Source organism: Campylobacter sp. BCW_4332, assembly GCF_001763175.1.
Taxonomy (GTDB): Bacteria; Campylobacterota; Campylobacteria; order Campylobacterales; family Campylobacteraceae; genus Campylobacter_D; species Campylobacter_D jejuni.
This window is the reverse complement of sequence record NZ_MJYF01000064.1, coordinates 29,344-50,548: the sequence shown is the minus strand read 5'-3', so window position 1 is coordinate 50,548 and position 21,205 is coordinate 29,344. Positions and strand designations below refer to the sequence as shown.

The window sequence follows — 21,205 nt, the reverse complement described above, 5'->3', positions numbered from 1 at the left end:
ATAGAGTTTGAAATTTTTTTTACTGGTATTTTGCTTTGTCAATCTAGCTTTAGCACAAGTTTATAAAGGTGAATTGTATTTTTATCATTTACAGGATAAAGAAATTTTTGCCATAGTTTATGATAATGCACCTATGACTCCACTTTTTGACAGGGATAAAAATCAAACAAGTTCTAGTTTTTTAATTATTGATGATATAAATGGAAATTTAGAGATTCCGCTCGTTAAGACAAATGATTTTTGGCAGGATGAGCGTAAAAAATATAAAATCAATTCTTCTAAAATGCTTACATATGATAATAAAAATTTTCAAGGAGAAAATTTAGGAACAACTACTTTAGAACTTGTTGAAACGCAAGATGGCATTCGTATAAAGCGTAGTCTTGATTTTATAGGTTTTAATGATGATTTTAAAGAATTTCATCCTGTTCATAAGGGTGTATTTAGTTTTGAACAAATTCGCCAAAAACCTATTTTTTTACAAGATGGAAAAATTAGTTTTGAAGAATGGTATTATTTTTATGAAGATGGTATGAGTCGTGCTATTTTAGAGTTAAATAATTTTGTTTATGATATTAATGCTCACGCATTTGTAAAACTAAATGATTTGTATAATACTGAAAATAAAAAATTTCAAAATCTTTTACATGAGAAGCTTAAAAATACATGTGATGAGTGTTTTGAAGATCTGCAAAATTTACAATTTAATAATAATTTTTTGCTTAATAATGGAAAACTAAAAATTTGTTATCTACCTTTTGAAGGTCATTTTTTAGATGAAAATATTTGCGTAGAATTTAACGAAGATGAGCTTAAGGAATTTAAAAAATAATGGAAAAATTAAAAAATTTTTTAAGTTTGAAAAATATAGAAGATACCCAAATTTATAAAGAGCTTAAGTGTGCTAAAAATGAGGCTTTGATTCTTAGAGAACTTTGTAGAAATTATGTCGTTTCTATTTCTTCTATCAATGCCTTTACTTTATTATCGACAGTTTTTGGAAATGATAAGTATCTTTATCTTGATGCTTTGGAGGATTTAAAAAAACTTATCGAAAGAGGTTTTGTAAATCAAAATTCGAGTTTTTTTAAAAGTTTAGAAAATAATAAAACTCAAACATTAACTCTTGCCTTATTGCAAAGCGAGCTTAGTCTAAGTGAATATTTTTTAGAATTTTTAGAAGCAAAACCTCGTTTAAACTTTGAGAAACAAGAGGCTTATGCAGATTATTTAGAATATTTAAAAGATGAATTTGTGCGTATTCAATTATACGAAAGATTAAGTTTTATACAAAAAAGTGCTTATAATAGTGAAATAAAAAATCAAATTAAACTTTATGAAAAACATATCAAAGAAAGACTAAAAAAAAGTAAATTTTATAATGTATTGGCTGATATTTTTAAAGAATACAATCTTGAACATAAAGAACAAATTATTTTTCTAGCACTTTTAAAAGAAGAATACGCCTTAAGTAATGAAAGTTCGATTTCTAGAGAAATGAATTCTTTACTTTCTTTAATCAGTGAAAATGATTTAGAAAGGCATAAAAATAAAAAACTATTACAAGAAAATGCTCCTCTTTTAAACTTAATCGAGTATGATGAATATTTAAATGCTTTTGGAGATATTTCTAAAAGTTTTTTTATTATTGATGAAATTTTACAAAGAATTATAAATTTTGAACCAAAACAAAGTAAAAAAATCAAAATTGAAAGTGTTTTAAAAGATCAGGATATTTTTGAGCTTATAGAACCAAGTACTGATATCAATGATATTATTATGCCTGAAAATACAAAAGAGCTTTTAGAAAATATTTTAAAACAACAAGATAAAAAAGTCCTAGAAAGACTTCATTCTTGGGGTATAAAGAGTAATAAAAATATAGAAGCTAAAATTATTTTTTATGGTCCTGCTGGTACTGGAAAAACTATGTCAGCTTTAGCTATGGCTAAATCAATGAAAAAATCTGTTCTTAGTTTTGACTGTTCTAAAATTTTGAGCAAATGGGTTGGAGAGAGTGAGCAAAATGTAAGAAAAATTTTTGATACCTATAAAAATATCGTGCAAACTTGCAAACAAAGTCCTATTTTACTTCTCAATGAAGCCGATCAGTTTTTAAGTACGCGTGTAGATGGAAGTAGTGGTAGTGATAAAATGCATAATCAAATGCAAAATATATTCTTAGAGCAAATTGAGCGTTTTAGTGGTGTGATTATCGCTACGACAAATTTTTTAGAAAGCTTAGATAGTGCATTTTCAAGAAGATTTGATTATAAGATAGAATTTAAAAAACCTGATTTTAAAGATAGGCTTAAAATTTGGGAAAAATTTCTACCTAAAAAAGCATTATTTGAAAAAGATTTTGATATAAATATTTTATCAAATTATGAATTAAGTGGAGCACAAATTTTAATGGTGGTGAAGAATACAGCTTTGAAAGTAGCTGTATCACAAGATGGGGTTTTTAAAATGCAAGATTTTATAGAAAGCATACAAAAAGAATTAAATTCAAGTTTTGATAAAAGTAAGATTGTTGGATTTTAACTTTTTTAATGTTTTTGTATAGCGAACTATAAAATAAAACAAAGCTATAATTAAAGCACTCCATTCCCAAAACATAGGAATTTTTGGGGTTAAAAAATAATGATAACTTGCCAAAACTAAGCATAAATATCCTAGTTTTCTGATTTTACTAAGTTTTTTAAAGATTTTAAAAGAACTTAAAAGCATTAAAAATATGATTAAAAATGCGATAAATCCACTTGCTTCTAATAAACGATGTGAAATATCATCGAAAAGCCTTAAAATTTGAGCATTTCTATCAAAAATAAAATAATTTAAAAAGTGCAAAATCGCCCAAAAAGCTGCAAAAATACCTAAAATTTTAGGATAATTTTTTGTTTTTTTAAATTTAAGCAAAGAAAATAAAAGACTTAAATTTAAAAAGATCAAAGCAAATATTCCGGTGTAAATATAGGCTTCTTTTACAAAATCAAAGGCTTTTATGATGCGATAAAAGCCATAGATTAAACTTATGATAAAGCTAAAATAAGCAAGAAATTTAAAGTATTTTGTCTGCATTAAAAATTCACTTTCAAGTCCATGTTTTTATATAAACTTGCTACTTCTTTTTCATAGCCATTAAACATTAAAGTAGGCTTGGTAAAGAAGTCTCCTAAAGCCCTCTCGTTAGCTTGAGACCATCTAGGATGAGAGACATTAGGATTGACATTGGCATAAAAACCATATTCGTTTGGAGCGTAACTTTCCCAAGTGGATTTAGGCTGTTCTTTGGTAAATTCTATTTTAACTATGGATTTAATACTTTTAAAGCCATATTTCCAAGGGACAACAAGGCGTATTGGAGCGCCATTTTGAGGCTTTAAGGCTTTTTTATACATTCCTACTGCAAGCAAGGTAAGAGGATGCATAGCTTCATCCATGCGAAGTCCTTCTACATAAGGATAGTCTATAGTTGGAAATAAAGCGTCTTGATCGGGAAATTGGCTCTTATCTAAAAGAGTGGTGAATTTAACAAATTTTGCCTCGCTTGTAGGTTTTGCCATTTCAATCAAACGACGCAATTCAAAGCCTACCCAAGGTACCACCATAGACCAAGTTTCAACACAGCGAAAACGATAAATTCTTTCTTCTAGCGGGAATTTTAAAATATCCTCCATGCTTAAAGTTAAAGGTTTTTCTATTTCTCCACTGATATCGATTTTCCAATTTTGAGTATTGAAATTTTGTGCCAATGATACAGCCTTTTTTTTATCTGTTGAAAATTCATAAAAATTGACATAATTTGTAGCCAGTTCTTCATCGCTGATTTCAAGTTTGTTTGGATTAGTATCGCTTGTGAAATTTAAAGCAGATAATTTAGAAGCAAGCACGCTTGAACTTATTAAAGCACCTGCTCCAAGTTTTAAAAAATCTCTTCTTTTTTTATATAAATTCTCAGGGGTTATAATCATAATTTTTCCTTGTTAAAAATTTTTATTATTAAAACATAACAAGGATAATGATTATTAAATTTCTTGTAGAATTTTTTCGCAAATTTTTCTAGGGTTATTATCTTTATAAATAGGGCGTCCAACTACTATAAAATCGCTTAAATTTTCTTTAGCCATTGTTAAATTAGCGACGCGTTTTTGATCATCATTTTTCTCTCCAAATGGACGAATTCCTGGAGTGAGAGTTAGGAAATTTCTTTGAGTGTGTTCTTTGATGATTTTACTTTCAAAAACAGAGCATACCATACCATCAAGTCCATTTTCATAGGATATTTTTGAAAAATTAATTACAGCTTCTTCGATTTTTTGTCTATAAATACTAAAGAAATTTTCTTCATCAAAACTCGTAAGAGCAGAAACTGCTAAAACTAAAGGTCTTTTTGAAAATTTGCTAAGCCGTGTCATAACTTCTTGCATAGCTATTTTTCCAGCACTTGCGTGGATATTGATCATATCAACACCAAGTTTTGATATTTCTTCGCAAGCATCTGCCATAGTGTTGGGAATATCATGAATTTTAAGATCAAGAAATATTTTAAAATCATCAACTTTTTTAAGTTCTTCTATGAATTTAAAACCATCTCTTAAATATGCTCTTAAACCTACTTTTAACCATATGTCTAAATTTTTTAATTCTTTAGCAAGTTGCAAGCATTCTTCTTTTGTAGAAAGATCAAGTGCGACACAAAGCTTCATTTTTTAGCCTTTATCAAGGCATCTAAAACTCCATTTATAAATTTTGGAGAATTATCATTAGCAAGTTCTTTAGCAAGTTCTATAGCCTCATTGATAACAATGGCGCTAGGAGTATCGGTAAAAAGTAACTCATAAGCTCCAAGTCTTAGTATAGCTCTTTCTACATGTCCTAAAGCTGTAATTTGATTATCATTTAGAAATGAATTTAAGGTTTCATCAATATTGTTTAAATTGTCTAAAATTCCATGATATAAATTTAAAGTAAAATTTTTTTGTTCATTGCGTATTTTTTTTTCATCTAAAATTTCATCTACAAAAACGTTGTTTTGAGAATTTAATTCAAAAGCATAAAGTAAGGAGATGACGCTTTGGCGAACTTGATGACGCGTTGCCATTAAAGCTCCTTGCTTAAATTTAACATCTCGATTACAGTTGTCATAGCTTCAAAGCCTTTATTGCCTGCTTTGCTTCCAGCTCTTTCTATGGCTTGTTCTATTGTATCTGTAGTTAAAACACCAAAGCTTACAGGGATATTATGATTTAAACTCACATTGGCTATGCCTTTGGTGGTTTCTGCTGAAACATAGTCAAAATGCGGAGTTGAGCCACGAATTACTGCGCCTACGCAACAAATTGCATCAAATTTTTTGCTTTCTATAGCTTTTTTTAACGCATACGGAAGTTCAAAAGCACCAGGAACAAGTATAAGGCTTAGATTTTCCTCTTTGCCTCCGTGTCTTAAAAAAGCATCTTTTGCTCCTTCTACAAGGCGATCTGTGATGATATGATTAAATCTTGCATTAATGATAGCAATTTTTGTATTTGAGTCTAAATTTAATTTTCCTTCAATAATGTTCATTTGTTTTCCTTTATGATATTTTGTATTTCTAGTAATGTATTAACGCAATTTTTAAGGCGTGTAAGATTAAGCATATTAGGTCCATCGCATAAAGCCTCGCAAGGATTAATATGTGTTTCAAAGAAAAAGCCATCTATGCCTACGGCTGCTGCCGCTCTTGCTAAAGGTTCTACAAATTCGCTTTTCCCTCCGCTACTTCCACCTGCAGCCCCTGGCATTTGTACACTATGGGTAGCATCAAAAATAACTGGAGCAAATTCACGCATGATAACTAAAGAACGCATATCTACTACTAGATTTCCATAGCCAAAGCTAGCTCCTCTTTCAGCTACAAAAACACCATTTTTTTGAGCAGCTTCATAGCCTTCATCTTCTATACCACGGGTTTGTAGAACTTTTTTAACGCTGTATTTGATATCGCTTGGGTTTAAAAATTGTCCTTTTTTGATATTAACTTTTGCCTTAGTTTTTGCTGCGGCTACAAGTAAATCGGTTTGACGACATAAAAAAGCAGGAATTTGCAAGACATCAGCTACTTCACTTACAGGGTTTGCTTGATTGCTTTCGTGTATATCGGTTAAGATTTTCATGCCAAATTCATCTTTTACGCTTTGTAAAATTTTTAATCCTTCTTCAAGACCAGGACCTCTAAAAGAATTAATACTTGTGCGATTGGCCTTATCAAAACTTGATTTGAAATAAAATTCTATATTTGGGTTTTCATTAAAATTTTTTAATTGTTCGGCAACTTTAAAAATCAAATCTTTGCTTTCTATCACACAAGGACCAGCAATGAGTATCATTTTTTTCATTTTTTTCCTTTGTTCTTAACTAAAATTAATCCACCAAAAATAATGCCTATTATACCTAAAAAAACCATAGTACTTGGTAAATTATCTCCTAAAATTATCCCAACTATCATACTAAATACCACATCAAGATAACTAACTCCAGCAACTACTCCTGCTTGTTTAGCGATACCATAAGCTTTAGTGACATGAATTTGATAAATGGTGCCTAAAGTTCCCATAATGGCAATGATAAGCCAAGCTGTAAGACTTGGCATCACAAAAGGTGCTAGAATGAAATCTAAATGTAAAGAATCAAGATGCTGTGGTTCAAAAAATTCAGCACTGATCATAGAAATTAAAGGCATTAAGGTTCCTAAAAGGATAAAAGAAAAGGCAATTTGTTCTGTAGTGTAAGATTTTCTAAGTTCTCTTACACTTGTAAGAGCTAAAGCAGCTAAAAATCCACTCGTGATACCTATAACTGAATTTTTTAAATCAAAGCCTGAATGATTTAAATTATGAGCCCAAGGCTGAGCGATTAAAAGTACTCCACCAAATGCTATTAAAATTCCTATCCAGCCTTTGATGCCAATATTTTCTTTAAAAACAACAAAAGCTATTAAAGTAATAAAAATAGGAGCAGTTTTTTGAAAAGCAAAAGCTCCACCTAGTGTAATATTTGAAACATTATAGAAAAACATATATAGTGAAAGCGTGCCTACTACTCCACGAAATACCAAGAGCCAAAAATGTCCCCCTTCTTTATGTGCCTTAGATCGTTTTAAAAGATAGACTATGAAAAAAATTCCTATAATATTTCTAAAAAACATAATTTCTATAGAACTCATTTCCTTGCTAAGAATTTTTGCACAAGCTCCCATAAGTGCAAAGTCCAAACATGCTAAAATCATGAAATAAATTCCTAAATTATGCTTGATTACTTTTAGCATTTTTTTTCCTTGACTAAAATCTGGGTTAATTCTAGTCTTTTTTTGCTTAATATTAAGCCAAATTTTATATAATTTTAAAAATATAATTTTCTAGGAAAAAAATGCAAAGCATCATACTTATAGGTAAGCCAAATGTTGGTAAATCAAGTCTTTTTAATAGAATGGCAAGACAAAGAATAGCTATTACAAGTGATATTTCAGGTACAACTAGAGATACAAATAAAACAGAAATTCATATTCATTCAAAAAAAGCCATGCTTATTGATAGTGGAGGGCTTGATGAAAGTGATGAACTTTTTAAAAATGTGAAAAAAAACACTTTAAAAGTAGCCAAAGAAAGCGATATCATACTTTATCTAGTTGATGGAAAATTAGCGCCTGATGATGAGGATAGACAGTTTTTTTATTCTTTAAAAAAACTTGGAAAACCTATAGCCTTAGTGATTAATAAAGTAGATAATAAAAAAGATGAAGAAAGGGCTTGGGAGTTTGCAAATTTTGGCGTAAAGGAAATCTTTAATCTTTCAGTAACCCATAATGTAGGCTTAGATGAACTTTATGAATGGCTTGAAAAATTTTTACATGAAGAGTTTTTAATCCCCGATGAAGAAGAAAATTTAGAAGATTTTTTAGAGCATTATGAAGAAGGAAAAGAATTTCAATTTAAAGAAGTCGATCAAAATCATATCAGAGTGGGTATTGTAGGGCGTGTAAATGTTGGAAAATCAAGTCTTTTAAATGCTTTGGTTAAACAAGAACGCAGTGTTGTAAGTTCTATCGCAGGAACTACTATAGATCCTGTTAATGAAAGTGTAGTTCATAAAGATAAAGTGATAGAATTTGTTGATACTGCAGGTATTAGAAAAAGGGGTAAAATTCAAGGACTCGAACGCTTTGCCCTAAATCGCACGGAAAAAATTTTATCTCATTCTCAAATAGCACTTTTGGTTTTAGATGCGCATGAGGGCTTTAACGAGCTTGATGAACGCATTGCTGGGCTTGTGGCTAAGCATTATTTGGGTGTGATTATTGTTTTAAATAAATGGGATAAAAGTGAGATGGATTTTGATAAGACTGTAAAAGAATTGCGTCTTGATCGTTTTAAATTTCTAGCTTACGCACCTGTGATTAGTGTATCAGCTTTAAGTGGAAAAAGGGTGCATGTTTTACTCGATAAAATTTTGCAAATTTTTGAAAATTTCACTCAAAAAATCCAAACTTCTAAGCTTAATACTTTGATAGAAAATGCCACAAGAGCACATCCTTTGCCGCATGATTATGGGAAATTGGTTAAAATTTATTATGCAGTACAATATGACTTAGCACCGCCAAAAATTGCACTTATTATGAATCGTCCTAAGGCCTTGCATTTTAGCTATAAGCGTTATTTACAAAATCAAATCAGAAAAGAATTTAATTTCGAAGGTGTGCCTTTAGTGATTGCTTCGCGTAAAAAGGGCAGTAAAGAAAATGATGAAAGCTAAAAATATCGTTTTTATAGGATTTATGGGTTCTGGAAAAAGCACTTTAGCAAGAGCTTTGGCTAAGGATTTAGATCTTGTTTTTTTAGATAGTGATTTTTTAATAGAACAAAAATTTAATCAAAAAATCAGTGAAATTTTCGCACAAAAAGGCGAGATTTTTTTTAGAGAACAAGAGCAAAAAATGGCTGATTTTTTTAGTTCTTGTGAGAAAACTTGTATTGCTACAGGCGGGGGTTTTGTTAATGTTTCAAATTTAGAAAAAGTAGGTTTTTGTATTTATTTAAAAGCAAGTTTTGAATATTTAAAAAAGCGTTTAGACAAAGATGAAATTTCTAAAAGACCTTTATTTTATGATGAAATTAAAGCAAAAAAATTATATAATGAGCGTTTAAGCAAGTATGAACTAAAGGCAAATTTTATTTTAAATATAGAAAATAAAAATATAGATGAGCTTTTAAGCGAGATTAAAAAGGTGGTAAAATGAGAGTATTAACAGGCCTTCAGCCAAGTGGCGATTTGCATATAGGTAATTATTTTGGTGCGATTAAGCAAATGGTAGATGCACAAGAAAAAAGCCAAATGTTTATGTTTATTGCTAATTATCATGCCATGACTTCTTCTCAAGATGGAGAAAAACTTAAACAAAATTCCTTAAAAGCTGCTGCGGCTTTTTTAAGCCTTGGTATAGATCCGCAAAAGAGCGTTTTTTGGTTGCAAAGTGATGTTAAGGAAGTTATGGAGCTTTATTGGATTTTATCGCAATTTACTCCTATGGGTTTATTAGAGCGTGCGCATAGTTATAAGGATAAAGTTGCTAAGGGGCTTAGTGCTTCACACGGACTTTTTTCTTATCCTGTTTTAATGGCAGCAGATATTTTGCTTTTTGATACGCAAATTGTCCCTGTGGGAAAAGATCAAATCCAACATGTTGAAATCGCACGTGATATTGCTTTAAAAGTTAATAATGAATGGGGAGAAATTTTTACCCTTCCAGAAGCAAGAGTGAATGAAGAAGTAGCTGTAGTTGTGGGTACTGATGGAGCAAAAATGAGTAAATCTTATCAAAATACTATAGATATTTTTAGCAGTGAAAAAACCTTAAAAAAACAAATTTCTTCCATAGTAACCGATAGTACCGCTTTAGAAGATCCAAAAGATTTTAAAAGCTGCAATGTTTTTAAAATCGCAAAGCTTTTTTTAGATGAATTAGGGCAAAAAGAATTACAAATACGCTATGAAAAAGGTGGTGAGGGTTATGGACATTTTAAAATGTATTTAAACGAGCTTGTAAATGCTTATTTTAAAGAAGCAAGAGAAAAATACAATGAGCTTTTAGAAAAGCCTTCGCATTTGAAAGAAATTTTGGATTTTGGTGCGACTAAAGCAAGAAAAATCGCCCAAGAAAAAATGCAAAAAATTTATGAAAAAATCGGACTTTAAGGAGTAGAAAATGCTAGATTTAAAAAATTTGCAAAATAATTTTGATGAAGTGGCTAAAAAGTTGAAAAATAAAAAAGTTGATGAAAATATCTTAAAAAAACTTGCTGAACTTTTTGCAAGTTTAAAAAAAGAAAAAACAGCTTTAGAAGAATTTCAAGCTTTTCAAAATAAATTCAGTAAAGAGCTTGCTACAGCCGAAGATAAAGAAAGTTTAAAAGCAAAATTAAGCGAAAATAAAAGCAAAATTAATGAGCAAAGCACTAAAGTAAATGCTTTAGAAAATGAGCTTGAAGAAATTGCTCATGCCATCCCAAATATCCCTGATGAGTGTGTGCCTGTGGGTGAAGACGAAGATGAAAATGTGGAGCTTAAAAAAGTTTTAAATCCACCTAGCTTTGATTTTACTCCAAAAGAACATTTTGAATTAGGTGAGAGTTTAAATTGGCTTGATTTTGTGCGTGGGGTAAAAATTTCACAAAGTCGTTTTTGTGTGCTTAAAAACGAAGGAGCTTTATTAAGCCGCGCTTTGGTAAATTATATGATAGATTTTAATAGAAGTCGTGGATTTGAATTTGTTAATGTGCCTTTTTTGGTAAATGGTGCTACTATGTTTGGGACAGGTCAGTTGCCAAAATTTAAAGAAGATATGTATAAGGTAGATGATGAGGATTTGTATTTGATCTCAACTTCTGAAATTCCAGTAACCAATCTTTATAGTGGAGAAATTTTAGCGAGTGAAACTTTACCGATAAAAATGACTTGTTATAGCGCTTGTTTTAGAAAAGAAGCAGGCAGTGCAGGGCGTGATACAAGAGGTATTATAAGACAACACCAGTTTGAAAAAGTAGAGCTTGTAAGTATTACTAAACCTGAGCAAAGTGATAGCGTGTTTAATGAAATGCTTGAGTGTGCAAGTGATTTGCTGAGTTCTTTAGGTTTAGCGCATAGACATTTGATGCTTTGCACTGGAGATTTGGGTTTTAGTGCAGCAAAAACTGTGGATCTTGAAGTGTGGCTTCCAGGACAAAATAAATATCGTGAGATCAGCTCGGTTTCAAATTGTCGTGATTTTCAAGCAAGACGTGCTAAAATTCGCTATAAAAATGAACAAGGAAAAAATGAACTCGTTCACACTCTTAATGGCTCATCTTTGGCAGTAGGAAGAACCTTGGTAGCGATTATGGAAAATTATCAAGATAAAGAAGGAAAAATTCATATTCCTGATGCTTTGAAAAAATATTTTTAAAGAGTATAGATGGCTGAACAAGAAGATATAATACTAGAAAAACCCGAAGATGGCTTAAATCAACCAAGACTTGATGAGAGTTTAGAGGGATTTAAAGGGCAAGAGGGGCAAGCTCCAGAAGATGAAGAATTTGCATCATTGCCAGAAGAATTACCTCAAGAAAATAGTGATAGTGGTTTTAAATTTACAAGAGAAAGTGCGCCTGAAGATGTATCAACTTTTGAAGAAGTTGAAAGTCAAGAGCCTACGCCTTGGTATAAAGATCGTAAGTTTATGTCTCTTGTGGGTTTATCTTTGGGGATTATTTGTATTTTAGTTTTTACACTTTTTTATTTAACTTTTAGTGAAGGAAAAATTAAACCAGATATTATAGCTTCTAAGCCTTTAGAACAACCTGTTGTTATGCCTGATGAATCATATAAATACAATGATATGCAAAGAATTGATGGTATGATCCAAAAAGCAAATGCTTTATATTTAAAGGGTGAAGTTGAACAGGCTTTAAAAGTTTATGAGCAAGTTGCCGTATATAACGAATCTTTATCTAATTATAATTTAGGCGTTTCTCAAATGAATGAGAATAAATTCCAAGAAGCTTTTGAAAGCTTCAAGAAAGCTATAGCCAATGGAGAAAATCAAAGTGTAGCTGCTATCAATGCTGCTGTTTGTGCTTTAAAGCTTAATGATAAGGAAAAATTTAGATATTATATTGATTTAGCTCAAGTGTATCTTCCAAAAGAAGGAAAATCAAAATTATATGATTATTATTTAAGCTTGATTAATTATTACAAAGGATATTACCCTGAGGCTTTACAAATGTTACAAAGAACAGATGTGGAGCCGTATTCTGATGTTGCAAAGTATTTGTCTGCTAAAATTTATGCAAAAATGGACTTTGATTCCAAGGCTATACAGCAATTAAATTCTCAAGGCAATTTTGAATCTAGTTTATCTTTAGGTCTTTTATACGCTAGAATAGGAGAATATGCTAAAGCTAAAGTCGCTTTAAGTACAGCGATGAAAATTGAAAGAGATTTTAATCAAAGTTTAGCGGCTTTAACATTGGTTGATATTAAAACAGGAAATTATCAAGATATGTTAGCGCGCTTACAAAATTCTTATGATAACGATAAAGATAGATATAAGATTTTAGATACTTATAAAATTCAAGTTCGTTTAAATAAGGATCTTTTTAATATAGCAGTTGCTCAAAATTCTTTTTCAAAAGATTTGCTAAAAAAACAAAAAGATCAATTCGATTTGCTTTTTTATTTTGCACCTTATCAGGTTTTTGATAGTAAGCAGGCTGCTTTATATATTAAAAAAGCTAATGTTACAGATTTCGTTGATGATAGTGCTGATGCGGGAGTTTATCTTAATACAAGCAAGGCTCTTTCATCTACCAATGTAAAAATTGCCAATATTATTAACTATGCATTAAATCAGAAGTTACGCCTTGCTAACCAAGAATTTCAAAAACTTATCAAGGATTATCCAGAACATAGTATTTTACATTATAATTTGGCTTTAACCTATGCCCAAATGCAAAATTATGAACTTGCTTATAAGCATTTTTCAAGTTCATATCATCTTAATCCTAAAAATTACTTAGCAGGTGCTTTTGCTATGTTTTGTGCAAAATTAATTGATATTGATACAACTAAACTTTACAATGAAATTCTTGATAATATAGCTGCTGATTCTAATTTTAAAGCTAATATGCAAAAAAGTATGTTGTTTTTAGTTAATAATGATTATATTTCTATGCTTCCTTATTTAGATGAAACAAAAAAAGACACGCCTTTGAGTTTGATTTTTGAAGCTATTGTTGCTAAAAATAATAACCTTAATAATCAAGTAGATGTGAAAATTGCTAAATTGCGTTCAGAGTTGCCTGAAGATATTTTGGCAAATATTTTGTATTTTAATTCTTTAAATTCAAATTTAAATATTAAAGAATATGCTCAAAATGCTCAAATTCATTTTAAAAATTTAAAACTTGATTATCGTAGTGTTTTTGGTGGGCCAAATATAGCTAGGGAATTTTATGTTAATTTAATGCATATTGCAGGGCTTTTAAATTTAGAAAGACAGAAATTTAAAGAGTTGATTAATGTTTCAGGAGCAAAAGATGAGGGTATTTTGCAAACTTTAGCTTATTTGGATATTTTTGCACAGCAATACGAGGAGGCTTATGCGCTTTACAATTCTTTGATTGATGATTATGGAGCTAAAGATACTAAAACTTTATTTTTAGCAGCCGTAGCAGCCGTAGGTGCAAATAATCCAAATTCAGCTATAGCGCTTTTGCAGCTTTCTAAACTTACAGATAAAAATAACAAAGAAAGTAAAGCAGCTCTTGGTATGTTGTATCAAGAAGTAAAGAACTATGAAGCTGCGATATCTCAGTATAAAACTTTACCTAATAATTTTAAGAGTGAATTTTTTACTTTTGATATTAATAACAACTAAAAATGCTTAGAAATTTCTAAGCATTTTTAGTTAAGCTTGAAGATCTAGAGTTTTTCCGCCTAGTTCATCAATGCGATCGCTAACTTTTTTAAGTGCCGCATCTATTGTATCTTGACTGATTTGAGGAAGTTCTCCACCCCACATTTTTTCTGCTTGCTCAAATCCTTTTTTCATACCTTCAAGACCTTTTTTCAATTTTTCAACATCGTCGCCACCGCCTTTAATAACAAAATCCGCGATGCGATTGGCTGTATTTTCCACTCCAAAAAAACCATCTTCACTTACAAGTTGTTGAAGTTCATCTGTATTCATATCAAGTGGATTTTTGCCACTGTAGCCTAAGGATGCAAAATCAATATTTGTAAGTATAGATTTCGCAGTATCTAAATTGGCACCATTTAAAAGACTATCTAGTCCAGTTTGGGCATTGCTCGAACCTATTACAGCATTCATTGTTTGCTGTTGAAACTGAACTAGGTAAATTTGTGTAATGCCCTTTCCACCAAGTGCATTTAATTTTTCAAGGGTATTTTTATCTACATCCTTGCTAGAATTAGCACTTTGAACATTTTTGTCTTTTGTATTTTCCTTAGCATCATCTGCCTTCTTATTGCTAACTTGTGTTTGTGCCATGCTAGCGATATTTGAAAAAGTATTCACTTGCATATTTGCTCCTTTGTGTGAGGCTTTAATTTATATCGACTTTTGACTTAAAAAATTTATAAGGACATTAAATTCCTTATTTTCAAAGGAATTTAATGTTTTATTGTAGATAATAAGCAATTTGCTCTTTATTGAGAATGCGGATAAGATTGCTAGTACCTTCTACTCCTGTTGGAAAGCCTGCAGTTAGAAGATAGCATTTGTCTTCATCCATAAAACCTTTTTCAACACTTGATCTTACAGAGTCTTTTAATAATTCTGTAAGTTCATTACTTTTGTTAACCAAGATCGCAGGATTAACTCCCCAAACTATACTTAAAGAGTTTAAGGTTTTTTCAGAATGCCCTACTGCTATGATTTCTATATTTGGACGATATCTTGCAATCTTAATAGCAGATTTTCCGCTACTTGTTAAAGAAAAAATAGCATCAGCGTTAAGATCTGTTGCAAGATGAGCTGAAGAACGCATGATTTTATCTGTATTGTCTAAATCATTAAAATCATTAAATTTGTTATATGGATAGCGTTTTTCTGTTTCTATTATAGTTTGGCACATTATATCAACAGCGTTTGCAGGATCTATACCAACGGCGCTTTCTTCACTTAGCATTACTGCATCTGTTCCATCTAAAACAGCATTTGCAACATCTGAAATTTCAGCTCTTGTGGCGGTTTTGCTTTTGGCTAATGAAAAAAGCATCTGAGTTGCAGTAATAACAGGCTTAGAGGCATTGTTTGCTTTTTGTATAATTTCTTTTTGGATATTAGGAACTTTATAATAAGGTACCTCAATACCTAAGTCTCCTCTTGCAACCATTATACCATCGCTAGATTTAATAATCTCATCAATATTTTCTACTGCATCAAATTTTTCAATTTTTGCAAAAATAGATATTTTTGCGTTATTTTGTGCTAAAATTTCACGAACTTCATCAATATCGTGTGCATTTTGTACGAAAGATATTGCTAAAAAATCTACTTCATTTTTTATACCCCAAAGTAAATCATTTTTATCTTTTTGTGTAATAACATCAATATTGATTTTAGTATTCGGAAAATTAATACCTTTATTTGAGTTTAAAAAACCATCATTTTCTATAATGGTTTCAATTTTTTGATTATCTATGCTTACTACTTTAGCACGAATTGATCCATCATATAGATAAATATATTCATCAATTTTTAACATATCTAAAATGGATTTTTGATTGATGCTGATTTTATAATGATTTTGAGCAATCTTCTCCCCTAAAATTGTTTCACGATAAAAATCAAGTCTATCACCCTTTTTTAATTCAAATGGTTCTTTAAGTTCGCCTGTACGAATTTTAGGACCACTAATGTCTTGTAAAATTCCAATACGAGTATGCAATTCTTTAGCTACTCTTCTTATGGTATCTAAGTTTTTTTTATGATACTCATGTGTTCCATGAGAAAAGTTTAAACGGAAAACATTTACACCATTGATAATCATTTGGCGTAGAATTTCTTCCTTTTCACTTGCTGGACCTACTGTGGCTACAATTTTTGTTTTTTTAAGCATGGTAAACTCCTTTTGAAATTATTGTAGCTAAAAATAGAAACAAAATGATTACAATAATTCTGAAGAAAATTTATCTTCGTTAAATTCCATTCCTAGGTAATTACACACAAGCTTTGCATCTCTTTCAGCATTTCCTAAACAACTTGTTGCTCCAGGACTTGGAGTCATATTGAAAATAATACCAGGGGTTTCTGTGATGCTTGCTTCACCTAGCATTAATTCTCCTTTAGTTTTATCAATAACTTGCGGTCTTACGCCTCCAAAACCTTTCGCATAATAAATATCGCTTGCTTTAAGACTTGGGACTATTTTTTTGGCATCTTTAACAAATAAGCTTTTATCAACAAAAGGTAGTTCAAAAAGATAATTATAAAAGATGTAATTTCTAATTGTTGCATCTTTAAACATATTAAAAGTTACTTTTAAAACAGTTTTATCAAGTTTTAGCGCTTCAAAAAATTCTGGAACTGATTTTAGACCATGATAACGTTCTAGTTTTGGAATAACAAGTGCGGTAGGTCCAAAGCGAGTGTTCATATCAGCAAGTAAATCAGGATCTCCATGAAGAGCTGCAAATGGAAGTTTAGGATTTTGCACCATATAAACCTTACCATTTAAAAGTTTTTGTTTGGTTAAATAAAAACTTCCTGCAACAGGCCAACAAGACTTATCCATACCTAAGTTCATTTTATGTGCTAAATATAAAGAGTGCGCTCCAGCATTGACAACTACGCTTTTGGCATGGTATTCTTGATGATTTGAGGTTTTTAATATAAAAATATCATCCTTTTTTTCTATGTGAATAATTTCTTGATTAAAAGCAACGAAAGTATTTTTATTTTGTTTTTGGGCTTGTTCTATTAGATTTATACTCATTTTCCCAAAATCTACAGTTGTAAAAACCTCGCCGCTTTCAACACCCATGGCACAGATATTTTCAGGTCTATCTTGATTGCAATCTTCTCCTAAAACAACCTTGGGTTCAATTTGTTTGATTTTTGCTTTATCGAAAAATTTTATATAAGGATAAAGTTCTTTAAATTCTTCATAGCGTTTTTTCATATAATCACATTCTATATCTCCAACAGCTAGAGCCATTTTTTGATGAGAAAACATGAAATTATTTTGCGCATTTTGCATGAGTCCATATTTAACTATCATATCAGCTGTTCTTTTTACTTTTCGCGCTTTTTCTAAAGTATAATTGGTTTCAATATCTCCACAATGAATGGTTTGAGAATTACTCGTTCCCTTAGAATTTAATGTTGCAGCTGTATTATATTTTTCTATCAAAGCAATATTTTTAATATTTGTATATCTTGCAAGCTCGTAAAATAATGCTGCTCCTGAAATTCCAGCTCCGATGATAAGCACATCAAATTCTTGTTGGCTCATTGTTTTTCCTTTTTTTATTTTAATAAACTTTTTTCTAAATAGAAGTTTAATTGAATTTGTTTTACAAAAAGTTAAATTTCATTAAGGTTTGATATCAATGAGAATTTTTGTAACATTTTTAATAAAGTAAATTGGGATTTTCTTTTATAATCTTTTTCATTCCTCGAAAGATTAAAAGTTTATCATAAATTGCGTGATCGAAATAATTTGCTAAAAATTGCCCATCTCCACCAGTGAAATAAAGCTTTTTATTTTGAGCGGCATCTTTTATCAGTAGGTAAATTCCTTTAAAAACACCATAACTTAAAGCATCCATGGTTTTTTGTGGGAATGCATCAAGACTAACTTGAGTGTTAAATTCACTTTTTAATCGTGGTGAAATATGGCTATAAATTTTTTTATAATTTGCAATACCTGGCAAGATAAAACCACCAAGATGTATAGAATTAGAAATAATATCAATTGTAATAGCACTACCTGCATCTACAACAACTCCATCTTCAATAGTATAACAAGCTGCTATGCGATCGATTCCTAATCCTTGATAAATAGTATCAAATAAAAAATAAGGTTCAAGATTGATAAAATTTTTTTGATTTTTTAAATGTTCTTTGAGATGTTCATTGACATTGATATAAAAAATTTTTTGTTCATTTTTAAATTCTAAAAACTGATCTATACTAAGAGTAAAATATTTGTTATCATCTAGGAAATTAGCATTTGAATTCCCAATATCACAGAGTAGCATAGATATTAAATCCTTTCATTTCTAGATGATTTTTTGCTTTAGAGCAAAGAGAAGCCATGCTAAAAAAATATTTGTTATTTATGTTAATTTGCTGTGCTAGATTTTCTAAAAATAAGGCATCTTTCGTTAAAAATTTTGTTTTTCCTGTATACATAAAAAGAATGTTATTTTGATCTTTAGCACAAATATAACTTTTTTTTCTAGTCAACATACTTAAGTCATAGGGCTTTAAATTTAATTTTAAAGCCTTTATTGTTTGTTCTAAAATTTTTATCATAGCAAATCTAAAATTTTATCTCCGTAGTAAAATTTACCATTTCCCATGAAAGAAATTTTATCAACAGCTTCTGAAAGTTTAAATACTTGTGCATTATCTAAATTTAGATTCATTTTGATAAGATAGCCTGTTTTTTCAAAAATATATAAATAATTATTGTATATATTGCTTTTTACAAAAATAGCAAATTCAAATTTTTTTTCCGCAATTTTTCTTAAGTTATAATCAGTTTTAATAATAGTGCCATCTTTTTCTAGTATAAAAATACCATCATCGCTAAGTGCAACATCTTTTATGTCAGCGTCAAGATAAAGAGTTCTAGCAGGGCTTACAACAATGATTTTTTTAGCTGTTGCTGCTATAAGTTTATCTCCGATTACACTTAGATGGATTACATTGTTGAAAAAATTTTCTGCTGAAATAACCACATCTTTAATGATTTGAAGATTGTTTCTTGAAAGAATTAAAATTTTACCATCTAGTGTTGGATAAACGATGATATTGTCTAAAAATATAGGATTAGCGGTACGACTGTCTTGGGCTGGAGCTGAGGTTAGGGTTTGACTGAATTTAATACCCAAAGAACGATTTGCAAGAACTATGGTATTGTTTGCAAGTACAAGGGCTAAATCATCTCCATTAGAAGCTACTCCTACAACACTAGCGTCAAATTGAAAATTATAAATTTCATTATAAGAATTGTCAAAAATTTTTAAATTTCCATTGTTATCTGCAGTAAAATATTCCCCATCTTGATAAGCTAGAAGCATATAATTTTTAGGAAGTTTAAACTTGTCTATGGAGATATTATTTTTTAAGATAGCTGTATTATTGCTAAGTTTTGCAGAAACTAGATTCCAATCAACGATTTTACTTTTTAAATTGCTATTATGACTTAAATCTCCATCGGTTTGTTTTGGTTCAAAATATTGTCTTTTGGTGCCACAAGCACATAGAAATATTAAACAAAATAGTGTTAAAAATATTTTTTTCATTGTGTAATGCCTTGATAATGTTTGAGGTTTTTAGCTATTTGATTTAAACTTGAATTTTCTTTTATCTGAGAAAGTAAAACATTAGCTTCTTCGATTTTATTTTGCTCTAAAAGTTTGTAAGCTTCTAATAATTTATCATAATTTTTTAAAAATATCGATTTATCCCCTAAAGATAATGCGATAATATTTTTAAGTAAAGTGTTTGTTTGAGCATTATTATAAATTTGTTTTAGTTCATTTTGGAGAGTTGTATTATTAAAATCATTAATATTTTCTTTTAGTAAAAAGATAGCGTAAAGATTAGTATTTTTATTTTTAAGTTGTTCTAAAAGATTTTTATTGCTAGGATCTTGTATTAGATTGGCATAAATTTCATTTGCTTCTTTTGTTTTATAATCGTTTATTTTTGAGATTATAAAATTTCCAGCAAACCAAGCAACTAAAATTATCACAACAGCAGATATATAAAATTTATACTTGCGTATAAATCTCTCTCCTTTGATAAAATTTTCTATAAATTGTTCTTCTGTGTTAAGTTCATTTTTAACAGCTTTTAAATTATCTTTTAGTCCCAAAATTTATCCTTGAAAAAATATTTTTATTTTTGTATAGAAAAATTATGGTATTGTATCATATAAATTGCAAAATATCCTAAACAATTTAAAGCTTTTTATGATATAATTTTCAAAATTTTAACTTTTTTATTAAGGTTTAAGAAATGCAAATAGATGAGAAATTATTAAGCAAGCTTGAAAAATTAAGTGCTTTACAAATAACAAAAAACAGAAATGAAACCATTGTACAGTTAAGTGAAATTGTGAATTTTGTTGAAAAATTAAACGAACTTGATTTAGATTCCCAAGAGATTACTGTGAGTACTATAAAAGGTGGAGCTCCTTTGAGGATTGATGAGATAAGAAATAGCAATGTTATTGATGAGGTTTTGGATTGTGCTCCAAAAAAACAAGAACATTTTTTTGTTGTTCCTAAAATCATAGAATGATTAACTTAGCATTTAGTGCTTATTTGTAGAATAAATTTAAAACAAAAAAATCAGAGAGTGATTGAAATGAATTTTTATTGGTTTGATGCTTTTATTTTAGGATTTACCTTGCTTTTAGGGCTTAAGGGTATTATCAATGGTTTGATAAAAGAAATTTTTGGGCTTTTGGGTATTATTGGTGGTGTTTTTATTGCTTCAAAATATGCAACTCAAGCAGCTGAATTTATACAAAGTACTTTTTATAAGATAGAAAATCAAAGCTTAGCTGGATTTGCTGGATTTTTGGCCATATTAATTATTTTTTGGATAGTTTGTTTATTGGTGGGTAATTTTCTTTCTAAGTTGATTAAATTAAGTGGCCTAGGTTTTTTAGATCGTATTAGTGGCTTTATATTTGGCGGGGCAAAAATCTTTTTAATTTTTGCAATTTTGGTTTTTTGTGTAGCAAGAATCGATTTTTTAAATGATAAATTAGATAATTTTGCTAAAAATAGCTATACTTTGAATTTGCTTAAAGAAACTGGATCTTTTATTATGAATCAACCTTTAACAGAAAATAGTCTAGATCATGCTAATGAAAAGTTGCAAGATATTGTAAGTGATTTAAACAATACTCAAAAAGGGGAGTGA

Annotated in this window: 22 protein-coding genes and 1 pseudogene; 9 read left to right on the top strand and 14 right to left on the bottom strand. The window is 29.8% G+C overall.

The annotated features are described in order from the left end of the window. The first annotated feature begins 7 nt into the window (after nucleotides 1-7). On the top strand, nucleotides 8-832 hold the full coding sequence (locus tag AJN64_RS07575; protein ID WP_044778512.1) for a hypothetical protein: 825 nt from the start codon (nucleotides 8-10) through the stop codon (nucleotides 830-832). Further along, nucleotides 832-2,544: an AAA family ATPase gene (locus AJN64_RS07570; protein WP_044778513.1), complete on the top strand. Its 1,713-nt coding sequence runs from the start codon at nucleotides 832-834 to the stop codon at nucleotides 2,542-2,544. Before AJN64_RS07575 ends, AJN64_RS07570 begins: the two co-directional genes overlap by 1 nt. On the opposite strand, the gene AJN64_RS07565 is transcribed toward AJN64_RS07570, so the two are convergent. From AJN64_RS07565 to AJN64_RS07535, 7 genes and pseudogenes are all read right to left on the bottom strand, one after another. Beyond that, a complete protein-coding gene (locus AJN64_RS07565; protein WP_053872455.1) occupies nucleotides 2,509-3,081 on the bottom strand; it encodes a sulfite oxidase heme-binding subunit YedZ in 573 nt (190 codons plus the stop codon). The genes AJN64_RS07570 and AJN64_RS07565 overlap by 36 nt on opposite strands. Further along, nucleotides 3,081-3,974 (bottom strand): protein-methionine-sulfoxide reductase catalytic subunit MsrP, encoded by an 894-nt coding sequence (gene msrP, locus AJN64_RS07560; protein ID WP_070210143.1) that lies wholly within the window; start codon nucleotides 3,972-3,974, stop codon nucleotides 3,081-3,083. Before msrP ends, AJN64_RS07565 begins: the two co-directional genes overlap by 1 nt. A gap of 57 nt (nucleotides 3,975-4,031) precedes the next feature. Further along, a pseudogene (pyrF, locus tag AJN64_RS07555) lies at nucleotides 4,032-4,709 on the bottom strand (orotidine-5'-phosphate decarboxylase); the annotation flags it as partial. Continuing rightward, on the bottom strand, nucleotides 4,706-5,104 hold the full coding sequence (gene nusB, locus AJN64_RS07550; protein ID WP_002854405.1) for a transcription antitermination factor NusB: 399 nt from the start codon (nucleotides 5,102-5,104) through the stop codon (nucleotides 4,706-4,708). The pseudogene pyrF and the gene nusB, both read right to left, overlap by 4 nt. Then, on the bottom strand, nucleotides 5,104-5,568 hold the full coding sequence (ribE, locus tag AJN64_RS07545; protein ID WP_002854278.1) for a 6,7-dimethyl-8-ribityllumazine synthase: 465 nt from the start codon (nucleotides 5,566-5,568) through the stop codon (nucleotides 5,104-5,106). Before ribE ends, nusB begins: the two co-directional genes overlap by 1 nt. After that, nucleotides 5,565-6,380, bottom strand: a complete 816-nt coding sequence (gene kdsA, locus AJN64_RS07540) for a 3-deoxy-8-phosphooctulonate synthase (RefSeq protein ID WP_002854449.1) — start codon at nucleotides 6,378-6,380, stop codon at nucleotides 5,565-5,567. Before kdsA ends, ribE begins: the two co-directional genes overlap by 4 nt. Continuing rightward, nucleotides 6,377-7,309, bottom strand: a complete 933-nt coding sequence (locus AJN64_RS07535) for a DMT family transporter (protein ID WP_002877515.1) — start codon at nucleotides 7,307-7,309, stop codon at nucleotides 6,377-6,379. The genes kdsA and AJN64_RS07535 overlap by 4 nt, the downstream gene beginning before the upstream one ends. A 101-nt stretch (nucleotides 7,310-7,410) precedes the next feature. Between AJN64_RS07535 and der the strand changes: the two genes are divergently transcribed. The 5 genes from der to pflB are packed head-to-tail and all read left to right on the top strand — an operon-like array spanning nucleotide 7,411 to nucleotide 13,951. Then, entirely contained in the window at nucleotides 7,411-8,793 is a 1,383-nt protein-coding gene (gene der / locus AJN64_RS07530; protein ID WP_002922512.1) for a ribosome biogenesis GTPase Der, read from the top strand. Then, nucleotides 8,780-9,277 carry a shikimate kinase gene (locus AJN64_RS07525; protein WP_079264319.1) on the top strand — a complete coding sequence of 166 codons (498 nt, stop codon included), beginning with the start codon at nucleotides 8,780-8,782 and terminating at the stop codon, nucleotides 9,275-9,277. Before der ends, AJN64_RS07525 begins: the two co-directional genes overlap by 14 nt. Then, nucleotides 9,274-10,233: a tryptophan--tRNA ligase gene (gene trpS, locus AJN64_RS07520; protein ID WP_002922505.1), complete on the top strand. Its 960-nt coding sequence runs from the start codon at nucleotides 9,274-9,276 to the stop codon at nucleotides 10,231-10,233. Before AJN64_RS07525 ends, trpS begins: the two co-directional genes overlap by 4 nt. Before the next feature lie 10 nt (nucleotides 10,234-10,243). Beyond that, nucleotides 10,244-11,479, top strand: a complete 1,236-nt coding sequence (serS, locus tag AJN64_RS07515; protein ID WP_002882722.1) for a serine--tRNA ligase — start codon at nucleotides 10,244-10,246, stop codon at nucleotides 11,477-11,479. 9 nt (nucleotides 11,480-11,488) lie between these two features. Then, nucleotides 11,489-13,951, top strand: coding sequence for a motility protein PflB (gene pflB / locus AJN64_RS07510; protein WP_044778521.1), 2,463 nt, complete (start codon nucleotides 11,489-11,491; stop codon nucleotides 13,949-13,951). A gap of 30 nt (nucleotides 13,952-13,981) precedes the next feature. Here the strand turns inward: pflB and AJN64_RS07505 are convergent, their stop codons facing one another. From AJN64_RS07505 to AJN64_RS07475, 7 genes are all read right to left on the bottom strand, one after another. Then, nucleotides 13,982-14,617 carry a hypothetical protein gene (locus AJN64_RS07505; protein WP_002860276.1) on the bottom strand — a complete coding sequence of 212 codons (636 nt, stop codon included), beginning with the start codon at nucleotides 14,615-14,617 and terminating at the stop codon, nucleotides 13,982-13,984. Nucleotides 14,618-14,714: 97 nt separating this feature from the next. Then, nucleotides 14,715-16,157: a pyruvate kinase gene (gene pyk, locus AJN64_RS07500; protein WP_002865887.1), complete on the bottom strand. Its 1,443-nt coding sequence runs from the start codon at nucleotides 16,155-16,157 to the stop codon at nucleotides 14,715-14,717. 48 nt (nucleotides 16,158-16,205) lie between these two features. Further along, complete coding sequence (locus AJN64_RS07495) at nucleotides 16,206-17,552, bottom strand: FAD-dependent oxidoreductase (protein WP_002861151.1); 1,347 nt, start codon at nucleotides 17,550-17,552, stop codon at nucleotides 16,206-16,208. Between the two features lie 118 nt (nucleotides 17,553-17,670). Next, nucleotides 17,671-18,300 carry a type III pantothenate kinase gene (locus AJN64_RS07490; protein WP_002854234.1) on the bottom strand — a complete coding sequence of 210 codons (630 nt, stop codon included), beginning with the start codon at nucleotides 18,298-18,300 and terminating at the stop codon, nucleotides 17,671-17,673. Further along, a complete protein-coding gene (locus AJN64_RS07485) occupies nucleotides 18,287-18,577 on the bottom strand; it encodes a hypothetical protein (RefSeq protein ID WP_053872458.1) in 291 nt (96 codons plus the stop codon). The genes AJN64_RS07490 and AJN64_RS07485 overlap by 14 nt, the downstream gene beginning before the upstream one ends. Further along, nucleotides 18,574-19,572 carry a hypothetical protein gene (locus AJN64_RS07480; protein WP_002861152.1) on the bottom strand — a complete coding sequence of 333 codons (999 nt, stop codon included), beginning with the start codon at nucleotides 19,570-19,572 and terminating at the stop codon, nucleotides 18,574-18,576. The genes AJN64_RS07485 and AJN64_RS07480 overlap by 4 nt, the downstream gene beginning before the upstream one ends. After that, nucleotides 19,569-20,147: a hypothetical protein gene (locus tag AJN64_RS07475; protein WP_002851102.1), complete on the bottom strand. Its 579-nt coding sequence runs from the start codon at nucleotides 20,145-20,147 to the stop codon at nucleotides 19,569-19,571. The genes AJN64_RS07480 and AJN64_RS07475 overlap by 4 nt, the downstream gene beginning before the upstream one ends. Nucleotides 20,148-20,290: 143 nt before the next feature. Here AJN64_RS07475 and gatC point away from each other — a divergent pair, with 143 nt between their 5' ends. Then, nucleotides 20,291-20,575: an Asp-tRNA(Asn)/Glu-tRNA(Gln) amidotransferase subunit GatC gene (gene gatC / locus AJN64_RS07470; protein WP_002854550.1), complete on the top strand. Its 285-nt coding sequence runs from the start codon at nucleotides 20,291-20,293 to the stop codon at nucleotides 20,573-20,575. Nucleotides 20,576-20,641: 66 nt separating this feature from the next. Further along, on the top strand, nucleotides 20,642-21,205 hold the full coding sequence (locus AJN64_RS07465; protein ID WP_053872459.1) for a CvpA family protein: 564 nt from the start codon (nucleotides 20,642-20,644) through the stop codon (nucleotides 21,203-21,205).

What these genes read in the sequence shown, in the direction of transcription:
- AJN64_RS07570 (WP_044778513.1), top strand. Translation starts at nt 832, where the DNA reads ATGGAAAAATTAAAAAATTTTTTAAGTTTGAAAAATATAGAAGATACC.
- AJN64_RS07565 (WP_053872455.1), bottom strand. Translation starts at nt 3,081, where the DNA reads ATGCAGACAAAATACTTTAAATTTCTTGCTTATTTTAGCTTTATCATA.
- msrP (WP_070210143.1), bottom strand. Translation starts at nt 3,974, where the DNA reads ATGATTATAACCCCTGAGAATTTATATAAAAAAAGAAGAGATTTTTTA.
- nusB (WP_002854405.1), bottom strand. Translation starts at nt 5,104, where the DNA reads ATGGCAACGCGTCATCAAGTTCGCCAAAGCGTCATCTCCTTACTTTAT.
- ribE (WP_002854278.1), bottom strand. Translation starts at nt 5,568, where the DNA reads ATGAACATTATTGAAGGAAAATTAAATTTAGACTCAAATACAAAAATT.
- kdsA (WP_002854449.1), bottom strand. Translation starts at nt 6,380, where the DNA reads ATGAAAAAAATGATACTCATTGCTGGTCCTTGTGTGATAGAAAGCAAA.
- AJN64_RS07535 (WP_002877515.1), bottom strand. Translation starts at nt 7,309, where the DNA reads ATGCTAAAAGTAATCAAGCATAATTTAGGAATTTATTTCATGATTTTA.
- der (WP_002922512.1), top strand. Translation starts at nt 7,411, where the DNA reads ATGCAAAGCATCATACTTATAGGTAAGCCAAATGTTGGTAAATCAAGT.
- AJN64_RS07525 (WP_079264319.1), top strand. Translation starts at nt 8,780, where the DNA reads ATGATGAAAGCTAAAAATATCGTTTTTATAGGATTTATGGGTTCTGGA.
- trpS (WP_002922505.1), top strand. Translation starts at nt 9,274, where the DNA reads ATGAGAGTATTAACAGGCCTTCAGCCAAGTGGCGATTTGCATATAGGT.
- serS (WP_002882722.1), top strand. Translation starts at nt 10,244, where the DNA reads ATGCTAGATTTAAAAAATTTGCAAAATAATTTTGATGAAGTGGCTAAA.
- pflB (WP_044778521.1), top strand. Translation starts at nt 11,489, where the DNA reads ATGGCTGAACAAGAAGATATAATACTAGAAAAACCCGAAGATGGCTTA.
- AJN64_RS07505 (WP_002860276.1), bottom strand. Translation starts at nt 14,617, where the DNA reads ATGCAAGTGAATACTTTTTCAAATATCGCTAGCATGGCACAAACACAA.
- pyk (WP_002865887.1), bottom strand. Translation starts at nt 16,157, where the DNA reads ATGCTTAAAAAAACAAAAATTGTAGCCACAGTAGGTCCAGCAAGTGAA.
- AJN64_RS07495 (WP_002861151.1), bottom strand. Translation starts at nt 17,552, where the DNA reads ATGAGCCAACAAGAATTTGATGTGCTTATCATCGGAGCTGGAATTTCA.
- AJN64_RS07490 (WP_002854234.1), bottom strand. Translation starts at nt 18,300, where the DNA reads ATGCTACTCTGTGATATTGGGAATTCAAATGCTAATTTCCTAGATGAT.
- AJN64_RS07485 (WP_053872458.1), bottom strand. Translation starts at nt 18,577, where the DNA reads ATGATAAAAATTTTAGAACAAACAATAAAGGCTTTAAAATTAAATTTA.
- AJN64_RS07480 (WP_002861152.1), bottom strand. Translation starts at nt 19,572, where the DNA reads ATGAAAAAAATATTTTTAACACTATTTTGTTTAATATTTCTATGTGCT.
- gatC (WP_002854550.1), top strand. Translation starts at nt 20,291, where the DNA reads ATGCAAATAGATGAGAAATTATTAAGCAAGCTTGAAAAATTAAGTGCT.
- AJN64_RS07465 (WP_053872459.1), top strand. Translation starts at nt 20,642, where the DNA reads ATGAATTTTTATTGGTTTGATGCTTTTATTTTAGGATTTACCTTGCTT.